This is a genomic window from Clostridium akagii DSM 12554 (assembly GCF_000686725.1).
Taxonomy (GTDB): domain Bacteria; phylum Bacillota; class Clostridia; order Clostridiales; family Clostridiaceae; genus Clostridium_I; species Clostridium_I akagii.
The window spans coordinates 57,434-73,107 of record NZ_JMLK01000012.1 but is presented as its reverse complement, the minus strand read 5'-3'; the positions used below and the strand labels follow the sequence as shown (position 1 = coordinate 73,107).

Sequence of the window (15,674 nt, the reverse complement as noted above, 5' to 3'; positions counted from 1 at the left end):
ATTTACTAATATATATTACTTATAGGAGGGTGTTAACATGGAAATATTAAAAGTTTCTGCAAAATCAAATCCAAATTCAGTTGCAGGTGCCTTAGCAGGAGTGTTAAGAGAAAGAGGTTCTGCTGAAATACAGGCAATAGGCGCTGGAGCGATAAATCAAGCAATTAAAGCAATAGCAATTTCAAGAGGTTTCGTAGCACCTAGTGGCATGGATCTAATTTGTATACCAGCTTTTACGGACATTGAAATAGATGGTGAGGAGAGGACAGCAATAAAACTAATTGTGCAGCCAAGGTAAAATGAAATAATGATTTTTTTATAATATTTTGACTAAAAAGGACTTGATATTTAATGCAAGTCCTTTTAATTATTCTAAAAATGTGTTAAATTATAGAATAGCATATATATTTAACTTTCGGAGGGAAAAATGAAAAATCTAGACATGAAATATATACTTAAACTTATGAGACCTAAGCAATGGCTGAAAAATGTATTTGTATTGGCGGCATTAGTGTTTTCTGGTAAATTTCAAAATGGGCACATACTTTTATTAAACTTATATGTTTTTATATTATTTAGCTTAATATCCTCAGCAGTGTACATATTAAATGACTTAGTAGATGTAGAAAAAGACAAACAGCATCCACAGAAAAAATTCAGACCCATAGCTAGTGGTAAAGTTTCTAAGTCACAAGCATTAGCTTTTGAATTGATTATAGTGTGTATTGTATTATTCACATCCTACTCTATTAGCTTAAAGTTATTGGTTGTATTATTAACTTATTATATTATGAATATATTATATTCATTTAAACTGAAAAATGTGGTGATCGTGGATGTAATGATAATAACGTTTGGTTTTGTTCTAAGAGTTATTAGTGGAAGCATTGTAACCAATGTACAATTATCACCTTGGCTTATATTATGCACCATATTAATTTCACTTTTTTTGGCACTTAATAAAAGAAGAAGTGAGATTGTAACACTAAAAGATAAAAGAGGTTCACATAGAAAAATACTAGAAGAGTATTCAGTTGAATTAATAGACAGCATGCTTACAATTGTTACTCCTAGTATTTTAATAACCTACTGTCTATATACATTCAGTTCAACACAAAGTAGAACAATGATGATAACTATTCCATTCGTTTTATATGGAATATTTAGATATCAATATTTGGTATCTAAAAAAAATGTTGGAGGAAAACCTGAAGATGTTTTTCAAAATGATATGCCTTTTCTCATAGATATAGTTTTATGGGCAGTCATAATAATAGCTATAATATATTTCAAACTATAAAAACAACTTACTAGGAGGTTATCTTTATGATTTTTTCAACGAATGCAGAAAATATTTCGCCGTCTGTGACCCTATCAATTACATCTAAGGTTGCACAAATGAAGAAAGCAGGTATTGATGTTATTGGATTTGGTGTGGGTGAACCTGATTTTAATACTCCACAAAACATTCAAGATGCAGCAATATTTGCAATGAAAAGTGGTCACACAAAATATACTTCTGCATCAGGTATTATAGAACTTAAAGAGGCATTAGCAAATAAGTTTAAAAGGGATAACAAATTAAATTATGATTCATCACAAATAATGGTATCTACTGGAGGAAAACAATGCCTTTCTAATCTTTTTCAATCTATACTTAATAAAGATGATGAAGTAATTTTAGCTTCTCCATATTGGGTTACCTATCCTGAACTGATAAAATTGTATAATGGTAAACCAGTAATAATTGAAACTGAAGAAAAAAAAGGTTTTAAATTTACCGTGGATGATTTAGAGCGTGCTTTATCAGATAAAACTAAAGCTATTTTAATAAACAGTCCCAATAATCCTACAGGAGTTGTTTATGATGTTATAGAACTTCAGCACATAGCAGAATTTGCAAAGCAACATGATCTTTTACTTATTTCTGATGAGATGTATGAAAAACTAATTTATGGAGAGTCAAAGCATATAAGCATAGCAAGCATTAGTGAAGATGCTTTTAATAGAACAATTGTAATAAATGGTATGTCAAAAACCTATGCTATGACAGGCTGGAGAATCGGTTATGCAGCTTCTGCTAATACTGATATTATTAAACTTATGTCCAATATACAAAGCCAGACAACGTCTAATCCTAATTCCATTGCGCAGTATGCATCAGTTGAGGCAATAAATGGAGATCAAACCTCCGTGGAACTTATGAGACAGCAGTTTAAGAAAAGAAGAGATTATATGGTAGATAAAATAAATAGTATAGATAATATATCCTGCTTAAAACCTGAAGGTGCTTTTTATGTAATGCTTAATATAAGTAAGCTTATTGGTAAAAAATCCAATGGTGACACAATAAACAATTGTATGGATTTTACTGAAAAATTATTAAATGAAAGTAGAGTCGCAGTTGTTCCAGGAGATGCCTTTGGCGTTTCTCAGTATGTTAGACTTTCCTATGCTACATCTATAGAAAATATTAAGGAAGGTTTAAATAGATTAGCTGACTTTGTAGATAATATAAAATAATTTCTATATTTATAAGCAAAAATATATACGAATATACAAACATTTCAAAATCTATATCAATATTCATATAACAATAGTATATTAAACATATACTATTGTTAATATTTTTATGGGGTGATGTTATGGGTAAAACGTTAGAATTGTTACTACCAATTAGTGGCACAGTAATTCCTTTATCAGAAGTAAACGATTATCTTTTTAGTAAAAAAATCATGGGTGAGGGAATTGCAATTAAGCCAACTGATAATTTCTTATATTCGCCAATTGATGGAGAGGTTGCTGTATTATATGAATCTAAACATGCTATAATAATCAAGGGAGAGTCAGGAATACAGCTCCTTTTACATGTAGGCATGGATACAGCAAAATTAGAAGGAAGAGGGTTTGGTAGTTTCGTAAAAGTAGGGGATAAAGTTTCAGCAGGAGATAAATTAATGTTCTTTGATGCGGAATATGTGTCTGATAAATCTTCTTTGGATACACCTGTAGTGATAACTAATCCTGATATTTTAGAAGATATTCAAATTGATTTCACCGCTAAGAAGGCAAAGAGTAAATTTGCAACAATTAAATTCAAATAGATAGTTTTATTAAATTCTATTGAAATTAATACCATATAGTGATAAAATGTTAAGGTAATTAAGTATATTAGTTAGTAGAGGTGGATGATATAATGGTAACTAAAGAAGCAACAGTTAAAAGTGCTACTGGCTTACATGCAAGACCAGCTACTTTATTAGTAAAGAAAGCGTCTTCATTTAAATCAGATATAAGCATAGAAAACAAAGGTAAAAAAGCAAATATTAAAAGTTTAATAGGTGTTTTATCATTAGGAGTAACAAAAGGTTCAGTTGTTAAAGTTATTGCTTCAGGTGATGACGAAGCATTAGCTGCAGAAGAAATCGTAAAGTTAATTGAATCAATAGAAGAATAATTTAGCAATTTCATTACATAATAAAAGGATAGCATCTGCTATCCTTTTATTTTTATTGCAAGGAATAAAAATACGAACAAATTTCTATAATAATTCATTAATGTATGGTATAATGTGAAATATATCTGATTTTATATACACTTAGGAGGTAACATTTTATGAGAAATCTATATGAATCACCACTAAACAAAAGATATGCATCAAAAGAAATGTCATATCTTTTTTCTGATGAAAAAAAATTCAAGACATGGAGAAAATTATGGGTTGCATTGGCAGAAAGTGAAAAAGAACTTGGGCTTAACATATCTGAAGAACAAGTGGATGAATTAAAAGCTCATGTTGAAGATATAAATTACGAAGTTGCAGAGAAGAGAGAAAAGGAAGTTAGACATGACGTAATGAGCCATGTATATGCCTATGGCGTTCAATGTCCTAAAGCAAAGGGAATAATCCATCTTGGAGCTACAAGTTGCTACGTAGGTGATAATACGGATATAATTGTAATGAAAGAAGCATTACTTCTAATAAAAGCTAAAATAATAAGCACAATGTCAAGTCTTGCAAAATTCGCTGATAAATACAAGGGTATGCCAACATTAGGATTTACTCATCTTCAACCAGCTCAACTTACAACAGTAGGCAAAAGAGCAACACTATGGATGCAAGATTTACTTTTAGATTTAGAAAATCTAGAATTTGTAATTGATACAGTAAAACTTAGAGGAGTTAAAGGAACTACAGGAACTCAAGCAAGCTTTATGGAACTTTTTAATGGTGATGAAGACAAAGTTAAAACTTTAGAGAAAAAAGTTACGGCAAAAATGGGATTTAAAAGTGCATATGAAGTAACTGGTCAAACATATTCGAGAAAAGTAGATTCAATAATACTTAATACTCTGTCTGAAATAGCTCAGAGTGCATATAAGTTTAGTAATGACCTTAGACTACTACAAAGTTTAAAAGAGATAGAAGAGCCTTTTGAAGCTCATCAAATTGGATCCTCTGCCATGGCATATAAACGAAATCCAATGAGATCAGAAAGAATAAGTTCACTTTCAAGATATATAATTATAAATGCGCTAAACCCTGCTATTACAGCTGCAACTCAATGGTTCGAAAGAACTCTAGATGATTCAGCAAATAAGAGAATTGCTATTCCAGAAGCTTTTCTAGCGTTAGATGGAGTTTTAAATTTATACATAAATATTTCTAGTGGTTTAGTAGTATACCCTAAGGTAATTGCAGCTAGAGTAAGTAGTGAATTACCATTTATGGCTACAGAGAATATATTAATGGAAGCAGTAAAAAGAGGTGGAGATCGACAGGATTTACATGAAAAAATAAGAACTTATTCTATGGAAACTGGTAAAAGAGTAAAGGAAGATGGGCTAGACAATGATTTAATGCTCAGAATAGCAAAAGATCCTGCTTTTAGGTTAAAAGAAAATGATGTTTTAACTATACTTGATTCCAGAAATTTCATAGGTAGAGCTCCAGGTCAAGTAGATGACTTTCTTAGAAATTGCATTAATCCAATTTTAGAAGAAAATAAAGAAAATCTAGGTATTAAAGTAGATATTAATGTTTAATATTATTTTTATGTATACCTATACCTTGTCAATATAAGTATACATATTGACAAGGTATGCTTTCACTGATATTATAATTTTATAATAAAATTTAATACTAAGGTTGACTAGTGACACTAGAGACTTATTTTCTTACTTTTAGAGAAATAAGTTTCTAGTGTTTTTATATAGTCAAAAATAAATATAGGAGGATAAATAATTATTTTATAGGTTAATTAAGGTTAGAGGAGATGAAGGGATGGTAAAGTATAATAGTATAAATTTGAACTTGGTAGATGTTGAAAATCGTGAGAAACGGTTAGGTACGATTATTGCTTGGGATGGATCGGCATCAGGTTTAGTAAAACAATCAAATTATCAGGCTAGAGCCCTTAAAAAGGGTCAGGGATGTGGTGGTAGTCCAAAAGGCCAAAGCTGCAAACTTTGTGAATTAAAAATGCCATTTAATCAGCAAACAATGTGTACTCAATCTATAGTAGCCTGTCAGGTCGGAAATATACCCGATGCCATTTTAATTGAACATTCATCCATAGGATGTTCTGCTATACATCCTAGGTTTAATGTGGGTTATAAAATAGGATTAGCGCGTAGAAAGAAAAAGGTAGAAAATATACAAATTGTAAGTACAAACCTTTTAGAAAGAGATATGGTTTTCGGAGCATCTGAAAAACTAAGACAGTCAATTCAGGATGCGTGGGTCCGTTTTAAGCCAAAAGCAATTTTTATTTCCGCTGCATGTACCACAGCAATAATAGGTGAAGATATAGTAAGTGTGGCTAAGGAAGCCGAGGAGAAACTAGGAATTCCTGTTGTTCCACTATCTTGTGAGGGGTTTAGATCTAAGCATTGGAGTACAGGGTTTGATATTTCCCAACATGGTATTATAAGGCAAATTGTAAATAAAAAACCCAAAAAACAAAAAAATTTAATAAATATTATCGCCTTATGGGGTACTGACTATTTTAGCGAAATGCTAAACCCATTAGGCTTGAAGGTGAATTATTTAATAGACATGGCTACTGTTGATGAATTAGCTCAATCCTCAGAAGCAATTGCTTCTGCTACATTTTGTCATACTCTAGGGTCGTATTATGCAGCTGCATTAGAACAAGAATATGGTGTCCCTGATATTAAAGCACCACAACCTTATGGCTTTCCTGCAACGGATGATTGGCTAAGAGCAATAAGTAAAGTTGCCAGTAAAGAAAAAGAAGTTGAAGAATATATTATAAAGGAACATGAACGAGTTCAGCCTAAAATAGATGAATTAAAAAAGAAACTTAAGGGGGTAAAAGGATTTGTCGCCACTGGTTCTGCATATGCACATGGAATTATTTCTGTTTTAAAGGAATTAGGTGTTGAAGTAAACGGTTCTGTAGTATTCCATCATGATCCAGTTTATGATGGTGGAGATGAAAGACAGGATACGCTAAAGTATTTAGTCCACAATTATGGGGATATAGAACATCTTACAGTAAGTAAAACACAACAATTTCAATTTTATGGATTATTGAGAAGAGTTAATCCTGATTTTATAATTATAAGACATAATGGATTAGCGCCATTAGCTGCCAAAATAGGTATTCCAGCGTTTGCTTTAGGTGACGAACACCTTCCTGTAGGTTATGAAGGGATAATTAGAGTAGGGGAAGCATTACTAAATGTACTTGCTAGGAGAAAATTCGGAGAAAACTTAAAAAAACATGTTAAGTTACCATATACAAAGTGGTGGTTAGAACAAGAAGATCCATTTATTCTAGCAAAACATCCAGAAATTTTAGATGAAGAACGGGAAGTTATGGTAAAAAAGGAGAAATTATGTTAGGAAAATTGGATTCCAATGAACAAACCAACTCAATAGTACATCCACGTTATGGTTGTGCAATAGGTGCTGCATATACGGTTTCAGCCATTCCCAGGGGAATTCCTTTAGTACACTGTGGACCAGGATGCGTGGATAAGCAATATTTTATGCTTTCTTTTAATAATGGATATCAAGGCGGAGGGTATAGTGGAGGTTCTGCAATACCAAGTGTGAATGCTGGGGAAAACGAGGTGGTATTTGGTGGCGAGAAAAAGTTAGATGATCTTATTAAATCATCTCTTAAAATAATGGATGGAGATTTATTTGTAGTATTAAGCGGTTGTATTGGAGAACTGGTTGGAGATGATGTAGGTTCTGTTGTTAAAAAATATCAAAAAAAAGGGTATCCTATTGTGTATGCAGAAACTGGGGGTTTTAAAGGAAATAATTTAATTGGACATGAAATAGTTGCTCAGGCTATAATAGATCAATTTGTTGGAGTTTATTCTGGAGAAAAGGAAAAGGGACTTATAAATCTTTGGAGTGAAGTCCCATATTTTAATACAAATTGGCGTGGAGATTTCATTGAAATTAAAAGAATACTTGAAGGGACTGGTTTCAAAGTTAATATTTTCTTTGGATCAGAAAGCAGGGGAATAAAGGATTGGATAGATATTCCTAGAGCTCAATTTAATTTAGTTCTTTCGCCTTGGGTTGGATTAAAAACAGCTAAACACTTAGAAAAAAAATATAATCAACCATATTTGCATATTCCTATTATTCCAATTGGAGCAGAACAAACCACAGAGTTTATAAGAAAGGTGGTCAATTTCTCAGGGATAAACAATGGAAAATCAGAGGAATTTATTGAAAAAGAAGAAAATAGATATTATTATTTTTTGGATCATTTTGCTGATTTTTTTTCGGAATTTTGGTTTGGATTGCCCTCAAAATACGCAGTAATAGGGGATAGTGCATATAATATAGCTTTAAATAAGTTTTTGGTGAACCAGCTGGGATTGCTTCCAGTACTCCAAATTATAACAGATAATCCAACAGAAAAATATAGAGAAATAATCCAAAAACAGTATAAAGAGCTTGCAGAAGACGTATCTACTGAAGTTGAATTTATTGAAGATGGTTATATTATTGAGAAAAAATTGCTAGAAGCAGATTTTGGAACTACTTCACCTATAATATTTTCATCTGCTTGGGAAAGGGACGTAATAAAGCAATTAAATGGTATTATAATAGAAACCTGTTGCCCATCTTCTTTTGAAGTAGTAATTAATAGAACTTATATAGGATATACAGGAGGGTTAACATTATTAGAGAAAATCTATACAACATCAATAAGTTCAGGTGCGTAGAGATAGTAGATAATAAAGTAACATGAAGTTGTAATTAATGCTCAATGTGATATAATAAACCACATTGAGCATTTTACGCAAGGGGGATTTTATTTATATGAAAACGCAATCATTTTATGCAAGCCTTGACCATGACAAAAAATATATCCTAAATTGTTGTTTTTTTGTTTTTGCGGTCAATGGTATATATAGTATGATATTAGGGTCTTTGTTACCATTAATCAGCAATGAATACGGGTTGAATAATACAATGAGTGGGGCATTACTTTCTGCACATCAAGTAGGAAATTTGGTAGCCGGCTTTATAGCTGGTGTGCTACCACTTTATTTAGGAAGAAAAAAATCAATAATGTTTTTGTGTACTTTTGTTGTTATGGGATTTTTAATAATGATTTTAACAGGTAATCCGGTATTATTAATTTTAGGGTTCTTATTTACAGGGTTAAGTCGAGGAAGTATTTCTAATTTTAACAACACTACTGTAAATGAAGTTTCAAACAGTAGCCCAGCAGCCCTTAATTTTTTACATAGTATTTTTGCTGTGGGAGCTTTAATTGCTCCGTTTTTAGTTATGATATGCACAAATATGGCGGGAAATAGAGGCTGGAAAATAGCTGCCATGGTTATTATTATCCTTGCAATTATCTCCATTTTTCTATTTTCAAGAATGAAAATAGATGAGGCTAAAAAAAACACTGTAAAGGTAAAAATATCTTACGAATTTTTGAAAAACAAATATTTTTGGAATAGTGCAGGAATTTTGTTCTTTTATTTATGTGCAGAAGCCGCTATTAATGGGTGGCTAGTTAAATATTTTATAGATTCAAGGATCATGACAATACAATATGCTCAAGTACTTGCTTCATTATTGTGGCTTTCTATTCTTGCAGGTAGATTAACTTGTGCTTTTTTTGGAGATAAAGTGTCAAAAAAGGTTTTGCTTTTGGTAACAAGTATTGGAACATGTGTTTTTTACTTGTTATTACTTTCAACGAAAAATGTGACGATTATTACCATTACTATAATGGGCCTGGGATTTTCTATGGCAGGTATTTATCCTACAACAGTCTCTACCGTTGGTAAGACTATTAAGGTTTATCCTATGTCCATGGGAGTACTACTTATGCTAGGTGGAGTCGGTGCTATTATAATGCCAATTATAACGGGCATATTATCTGATGCTTTTGGTATTTTGGCTGGTATGAGTGCTATTGTAGTGGCTATTATTTTTATGCTGTTTTTTGTGATTTTATGTGCGCTAAGCAAAACAGAAAATGTAATTGATAAATATTAGGCGCTTGATATTATTAGGGGTAAATAAGTGTAATCGTAAAAAATAAATTTGTAGTACTTAAATTATATAACAAAAATAAGGAGAAGTATCAAACTATTAGTCTACATATTAAATATTATGTAGACTAATATAAAAGTAAACTAATAACTTAACGCAGAGTTCGATAATAAATTCTCATATAGAAAAAAAAATTTAATAATATTACACCAATATATCAGTGAATGAAAATTCAACTTTTAATTAAATACATTGAAGAAATACTAAATTTATGTATAATGGAAGAGAAATGTGTTTTAAACATTGTATTTTCATGAGAATTTTTGCTATATTTTAGAAAGAATATAAAATTGTATATAACTAAATGTAGTTTGTTTTTAGTTATAGTTAATATTTTGTGATACGATAGGGGTATATTAATGGAAAAAATAAGTATTGAAAAATGTGGAGAGAAAGAAGTATTATCCTTAAAAAAGAGATATAAATTGAGATTATGGTGGGCAGGAGATAGATGTTTTAAGGTGAAAAAGGATAATGTGATTGTTGCATTGCTAGAAGCAGAACTAAGTGAAGATGAGAGTATTCTTGATATAGATAATTTTGAAGTATTTAAAAAGAGTAAGAAAGTTGGTAGTGAAATAGTTACGGCACTAAAAAACACCGGTTTTAATATGTGCCTATATGCAAATGATAAAAACAGTAAGCGATTTTGGGAAAAACATGGATTTAAAGCTCAGGATGATGGTACAGGAGTACCTAAACATTATTATTATTTTAAGGACGCTAAAGAATAATAGCGAAGAAGATGATTAAACGTGAGTAAAAAAGATGATACACCTAATATTAAAAATATAGATGATGGAATATTAGAGTCATTAAATGGTTTCAAAAAACAACATGCAAATAATTCATTAATGCAATTAACATACATTGAGGGTTTAATTAGTAAACTAAATATTATTAGAGAAAATATGCTGAATATGGTAACTCAATCTGAATCTCTTCTAGAAAAATGTCACCCCAGTTACCTTGCTAGTGCCAAAAACTTGCTGTATTATATGGCATTGCGAAGTCATGATATCCAATCCTTATAGGTTTCTATGGGTGATATTGGGCTATCATCATTAGGAAGGACAGAATTCAATGTGCTAATAAATATAATTGCCTGATAGTAACCTACATTTGTCAGCTATGACTGATAAAGATGTTGAGGATTTGAAGTTTGTCGCAGGGAATGCAGATATTGTAGCACTTTCATTCGTAAATTCTGTGAAAAATGTCCAACTTCTTCGGAAACATTTAAATATGCTTGGTAAAGTGCAGTTAGGAATAGTATTAAAAATTGAAATACGCAGGAGTTTTAAAAACTTACCTTTTTTGCTTTTGGAAATCATGAAGGTACCTCGTTGGGGTGTTATGATTGCCCGTGGGACCTTGCCGTGGAATGTGGATTTCAGCGTGAAGTTAAGGCACTAAATGATATATTAAAAAGGATGCAGGGACATAAAATCAAGAAGTTTTCAATTATGCGTAAGTTGAATATTGCATATATATTTACAAAAAAAATTCGTTGAAATATATATGTCGATTTCTTTGGAATTAATAATAAATAGTTCTAACTCAAAAAAGTATATAATATCAGCGTAAAGCATTGATATATCTAGAGTTTTATCATTAAATGATAAAGCTCTTATTTTTTTACTAAAACAAGTTAGTTAAATTTTTACCTAAAGTATTTGAGAAACTTAAGGAAAAAGAAGGAGATGATAAAATGTTTTCAGATGCAGAAAGTAGAAGAGATGAGTGGGAGAGGTTATTACCATTTTTTAATGGGATAATAAGCAATGATCATGAGAATATAATTATTGTTTCTTATGGCCATTTGCTTAGTGTATTCAATGCAATGTGGTTAGCTATGGATATTGAAATGCTTAATAAAGTTGAATTATTTGGTTTTGCTGGTGGCGTTAGTTTTATGCATGAATCAGTCCATGGAAAAAGATTTATTAAGCGAATGAGTGATATGTCTTATATAGAACAAATAACAATTCCAATTTATATAATTAAATTAATCCAAAGAATTTTTTAAATATATAGGTATTTTCCCATGACCAAATAGGGAACGTACATGGATTTGATTTACACAAATTGTTGTACGTTCCCTGCACTTACAAAGTGAATGATTGACTTATTTTATATCTAAATCGTTTGTTTTAAAGATGTAACTGTTATCTCTAGTACTCTACTTAAAAAAGAAAATTTTTCTTTCATCATACCAAATTCCGTTCCTGATTGAAGGAATTTTGCAGTTCCTTCAATCAAGAACCCCGCTCCCATGTATGCATGTCCCATAACTTCTTTACTACCTATGGTAACCTTGACAATACTATTTTGTTCTAGGTTTTTTTGAGTTTTTCTCATTCCAGCAGCTGGTATTAGTAATTTACCATCTTCGGTAGTATTAATATAAGAATTCCAAGTATTTACTACATGTGCCTCATTATTGCTGCAAGATACTATAGCGACTACTCCTTCATGAGAAATAACCTCAAGTAATTTTTCATTTAACATTTAAAGTCCTCCTTAGTTTTAAAAGGTATTATTACTTGCTGTTTGACCTTTCAATAAAATAATTATACAATGCAATTGTAACTATTAAAAGTTCCAATTTAGTATATTTTATAGGATACAGTTAAGAGGAGAGCGATTTTAACATGATTATATTACTTAGCGATTCCAGTGTTCCTTTATATCAGCAAATTTACGAACAGCTAAAAGAAAAAATAATTTCAGGACAAATTTCAGAAGGTGATAAGCTACCCTCAACACGAGCACTTTCAATAACTCTAAATGTCAGTAGAAATACAGTTGAAAGTGCATATCTACAGCTTTGTTCAGAGGGGTATATAGAAAGCAAACCTGGTAGCGGTTTTATTTCTCTAAAAGTAGATAACAGGATAATTTCAAAACTAAAAAGTCAAGTATCTAAAAATTTTATAGAACATAAAAATGTATCACCCCAAGTGAGGCATGTTAATACATATAAATATAATTTTGAATATGGCAAACTGAGTGCTTCTGACTTTCCATTCAGAATATGGAAAAAAGTTTCAAATAAGTGTTTGAATTCATTTAGCGTTGAAAATATGACATCTTACAGCTTAGGTAAGGGCGAATTGGACTTAAAAATAGAAATCATGGAACATTTAAATAAATCAAGAGGTGTGGATTGTAATCCTGAACAAATAATAGTTTGCTCTGGGTTTGATTACTCTTTAAGTTTGTTATGTCAACTATTTAGGTAGGATTTTGGCAATGTAAATGTAGCACTGGAGGAACCAGGTTATATTGGTGCACGAGATATATTTATTAATAATGGGTATAAGCTTATTCCCATTGGTTTGGAGAAAGATGGAATAGATCTTGAGCAATTAGAAAATAGTTCTGCAAAAATAGTATACATAACGCCTTCACATCAATTTCCATTGGGTTCAGTTATGCCAATTCAAAAAAGATTAAAGCTGCTCTCTTGGGCCATAAGAAAAGACGGAATTATAATTGAAGATGATTATGATAGCGAATTACGCTATAATTCAAGACCTATTCCATCAATACAAAGTATATCGTCCGGAAAAAATGTTGTATACATAGGCACATTTTCAAAAGCTTTATCACCTAGCTTACGTATGAATTATATGGTATTACCGCAGAAATGGTTAAAAAAATATGACAAACTTTTTAGCAGATACCAGACATCTGTTCCAGTGATTGAACAAAAAATAATGCAACAATTTATGAATTTAGGACACTTTGAAAGTCATCTACGAAAGATATGTATAGCTAATAAAAAAAAATACGATGTACTAACCCATACAGTTAAAGAGTTAATGGGAAATAAAGTTATTATTCATGGTAAAAATGCAGGTTTGCATATCTTATTGGAAATAAATAATGGATTAGGTGAAGAAGAATTAATAATAAAGGCTAAAAATCATGGTGTAATAGTTTATCCTATATCAATATTTTGGATGAAACCAGAAGAATATTCTAATAATATGGTTTTGCTTGGATTTGGTGGATTGCTAGAAAGTGATATTACTGAAGGCATAAAGTTACTTAATGATGCTTGGTTTAATGATTAAATAAAAATTGAATCTATATATCACATAATCGTTTGCTTATAATATTCGGTAGCTTTAAAGATAAAGACAGTTGCGCAAATAGAAGAAATAACCGCGAGTATAGATGAGTTATCTAGCTTAGTAGAAAAAATAAAAGCGTGTAAATTAGGTTAACAGGAGTTAAAGGAGAGATTGATGTTATGCATGAGGAACTTATAAAAAACCTTGAGAAAATTTTTTATCTACGTGAGATTAGTGAAAATCAAAACCATCAGAAATTTTTAGCTGAAATGAAATCCATTGGTATAGATACTGATAAAATATCTTATTCAGAATTTCACGTACTAAATATAATAGGAGGAAGATGATATTAAATATGTATTTGTTAACCCCATGTGGAATCATTTTTTACCTTCAAATTTAAAAGCTTACTTAGATACTTTATGCGTTGTAGGTAAAACCATAAAATATGCTTCAAAAGGTCCTAAGGGGTTACTAGAAAATAGAAAGGTATTGTATATTCAGTCCAGTGGAGGGATTTATGATCATGAATCTTTAGAAGGTAAGGATTATGGACATAACTATTTAAAACATATTATGAGTTTTATAGGAATAGAAGATGTACTAGCTATATTTATAGATGGAGTAGATGCATTTAAAGATAAGGCAAGTGAAATAAAAGCTATCGGATAATATTCGGTAGGTTTTTTGTTTATAATAACATTATTATAAATATGAAGGGAGCGTGATAATATGCCTAACGAAAATATGCATCTAATAGCTAATAGATTATTAAATGAAAAATCTCCGTACCTATTGCAACATGCATACAACCCAGTAGACTGGTATCCTTGGGGTAATGAAGCTTTTGAAAAAGCAAAGATGGAAAATAAACCTATAATCCTTTCTATTGGGTATTCGTAACTGTACAACAAAACGACTTGTCACTGGTGTCAATCAAGTTACTGCACCCAAATAATATTTTCTTGAAATTATTGTTTTAAATGATATAATATGTGAAGAGTATTTATATTAGTGGAGGGTATTTTAAGATGGACTTACGACAGACATTCAATGAGGACGTATTGAATTATGACAAAATGCGACCAACTTATGTGAAAGAGTTATATGATGATATTATTAAGTTCACTGGATTAGACTTGAATAAAAAGGCTCTTGAAATTGGTATAGGAACAGGACAGGCAACAGCACCATTTCTAAGTACAAGTTGTAAGGTCTCTGCTATTGAGTTAGGCAAGGATTTAGCAGAGTTCTCAAAAGAAAAATTTTCTAAATATAAGAATTTCGATATTGTTAATAATGATTTTGAAAGCACTACCTTTGAAGAAGATTTTTTTGAACTAATCTATTCAGCAACAGCATTTCATTGGATACCGCAAGATGTTGGATATACAAAAGCATTTCAGCTTTTGAAAAGTAATGGTGTATTGGCACTCTTTTGGAACCACCCGTCAGTACCAGAAGATAAATTACATTTTGAAATGCAAAAAGTTTATGATAAATATTGGTCACCTTCTGATAAGAAATCAACTGTGCATAAATTCAGCGTAGATAATTGTTTAGATATAGTTAGAACAATAAATCAGTATGGATTTATAGATGTAAACTACAAATTATATCATCAAGTAAGGCTGTTTGACGCTGAAAGTTATATTTCACTTCTTAATACCTATTCTGACCATAGAGCGTTACAAGAAGATAAGAGAAAACTTTTAGAAATAGACATGATTGATGTTATTAATAACAATGGTGGACAAGTTGATATACATGACACAATGGACTTGTATTTGGCAAGAAAACAATAACACCCACTAATAAGCATTTTCTACATATTGAAAGTAAATAGATTTTGAATCCTAAACCTCACAAAATTCTGTCTTATAACTCTGTTGATTGGTATTCGTGGAATGATGAAGCCTTTGCTAAAGCAAAAGTAGAAGATAAACCGATATTCTTGTCTATTGGATACTCATTAATGGGTGCAGTTGACTACTTGTCATTGGTGGCATTCTGATTTGTGG

Annotated in this window: 16 protein-coding genes and 4 pseudogenes; 19 read left to right on the top strand and 1 reads right to left on the bottom strand. The window is 31.0% G+C overall.

The window, feature by feature from the left end:
* Positions 1-37 precede the first annotated feature (37 nt).
* The 13 genes and pseudogenes from BR66_RS0107050 to BR66_RS23350 form a co-directional block, all read left to right on the top strand.
* The gene (locus BR66_RS0107050; RefSeq protein WP_026882278.1) at positions 38-298 is read left to right on the top strand and encodes a stage V sporulation protein S; all 261 of its coding nucleotides are present in this window, start codon (positions 38-40) and stop codon (positions 296-298) included.
* Between the two features lie 129 nt (positions 299-427).
* Positions 428-1,300 (top strand): decaprenyl-phosphate phosphoribosyltransferase, encoded by an 873-nt coding sequence (locus BR66_RS0107045; protein ID WP_026882277.1) that lies wholly within the window; start codon positions 428-430, stop codon positions 1,298-1,300.
* Between the two features lie 26 nt (positions 1,301-1,326).
* Positions 1,327-2,523 carry a pyridoxal phosphate-dependent aminotransferase gene (locus BR66_RS0107040; protein ID WP_026882276.1) on the top strand — a complete coding sequence of 399 codons (1,197 nt, stop codon included), beginning with the start codon at positions 1,327-1,329 and terminating at the stop codon, positions 2,521-2,523.
* Positions 2,524-2,645: 122 nt separating this feature from the next.
* Complete coding sequence (locus tag BR66_RS0107035; RefSeq protein WP_026882275.1) at positions 2,646-3,104, top strand: PTS sugar transporter subunit IIA; 459 nt, start codon at positions 2,646-2,648, stop codon at positions 3,102-3,104.
* Positions 3,105-3,196: 92 nt separating this feature from the next.
* On the top strand, positions 3,197-3,457 hold the full coding sequence (locus BR66_RS0107030) for an HPr family phosphocarrier protein (protein WP_026882274.1): 261 nt from the start codon (positions 3,197-3,199) through the stop codon (positions 3,455-3,457).
* 158 nt (positions 3,458-3,615) lie between these two features.
* Positions 3,616-5,046 carry an adenylosuccinate lyase gene (purB, locus tag BR66_RS0107025; RefSeq protein WP_026882273.1) on the top strand — a complete coding sequence of 477 codons (1,431 nt, stop codon included), beginning with the start codon at positions 3,616-3,618 and terminating at the stop codon, positions 5,044-5,046.
* Between the two features lie 238 nt (positions 5,047-5,284).
* Positions 5,285-6,871 carry a nitrogenase component 1 gene (locus BR66_RS0107020; RefSeq protein WP_026882272.1) on the top strand — a complete coding sequence of 529 codons (1,587 nt, stop codon included), beginning with the start codon at positions 5,285-5,287 and terminating at the stop codon, positions 6,869-6,871.
* Complete coding sequence (locus tag BR66_RS0107015) at positions 6,865-8,220, top strand: nitrogenase component 1 (protein WP_026882271.1); 1,356 nt, start codon at positions 6,865-6,867, stop codon at positions 8,218-8,220. The genes BR66_RS0107020 and BR66_RS0107015 overlap by 7 nt, the downstream gene beginning before the upstream one ends.
* Before the next feature lie 97 nt (positions 8,221-8,317).
* Positions 8,318-9,514, top strand: coding sequence for an MFS transporter (locus BR66_RS23355; protein ID WP_051624137.1), 1,197 nt, complete (start codon positions 8,318-8,320; stop codon positions 9,512-9,514).
* A 416-nt stretch (positions 9,515-9,930) separates the two neighbouring features.
* Positions 9,931-10,305, top strand: coding sequence for a hypothetical protein (locus tag BR66_RS0107005; protein ID WP_026882270.1), 375 nt, complete (start codon positions 9,931-9,933; stop codon positions 10,303-10,305).
* Positions 10,306-10,326: 21 nt separating this feature from the next.
* On the top strand, positions 10,327-10,605 hold the full coding sequence (locus tag BR66_RS0107000) for a hypothetical protein (protein ID WP_026882269.1): 279 nt from the start codon (positions 10,327-10,329) through the stop codon (positions 10,603-10,605).
* Between the two features lie 67 nt (positions 10,606-10,672).
* Positions 10,673-10,987 (top strand): pyruvate kinase, encoded by a 315-nt coding sequence (locus tag BR66_RS0106995; RefSeq protein WP_026882268.1) that lies wholly within the window; start codon positions 10,673-10,675, stop codon positions 10,985-10,987.
* Positions 10,988-11,255: 268 nt separating this feature from the next.
* Positions 11,256-11,600: pseudogene (locus BR66_RS23350) on the top strand (hypothetical protein); the annotation flags it as partial.
* Between the two features lie 110 nt (positions 11,601-11,710).
* Here the strand turns inward: BR66_RS23350 and BR66_RS0106985 are convergent.
* Positions 11,711-12,082: a pyridoxamine 5'-phosphate oxidase family protein gene (locus BR66_RS0106985; RefSeq protein WP_026882267.1), complete on the bottom strand. Its 372-nt coding sequence runs from the start codon at positions 12,080-12,082 to the stop codon at positions 11,711-11,713.
* Between the two features lie 143 nt (positions 12,083-12,225).
* Between BR66_RS0106985 and pdxR the strand changes: the two are divergent.
* The 6 genes and pseudogenes from pdxR to BR66_RS25120 form a co-directional block, all read left to right on the top strand.
* Positions 12,226-13,653, top strand: a pseudogene (gene pdxR, locus BR66_RS26785) (MocR-like pyridoxine biosynthesis transcription factor PdxR).
* A gap of 179 nt (positions 13,654-13,832) precedes the next feature.
* Positions 13,833-14,000, top strand: a complete 168-nt coding sequence (locus tag BR66_RS25600; RefSeq protein WP_156946245.1) for a hypothetical protein — start codon at positions 13,833-13,835, stop codon at positions 13,998-14,000.
* A 1-nt stretch (position 14,001) separates the two neighbouring features.
* Complete coding sequence (locus tag BR66_RS23340; RefSeq protein WP_278246802.1) at positions 14,002-14,325, top strand: FMN-dependent NADH-azoreductase; 324 nt, start codon at positions 14,002-14,004, stop codon at positions 14,323-14,325.
* Positions 14,326-14,385: 60 nt separating this feature from the next.
* Positions 14,386-14,553, top strand: a pseudogene (locus tag BR66_RS25125) (DUF255 domain-containing protein); the annotation flags it as partial.
* Positions 14,554-14,684: 131 nt separating this feature from the next.
* Positions 14,685-15,458, top strand: a complete 774-nt coding sequence (locus BR66_RS0106960) for a class I SAM-dependent methyltransferase (protein WP_026882266.1) — start codon at positions 14,685-14,687, stop codon at positions 15,456-15,458.
* A gap of 41 nt (positions 15,459-15,499) precedes the next feature.
* A pseudogene (locus BR66_RS25120) lies at positions 15,500-15,625 on the top strand (DUF255 domain-containing protein); the annotation flags it as partial.
* Between the last annotated feature and the right edge of the window lie 49 nt (positions 15,626-15,674).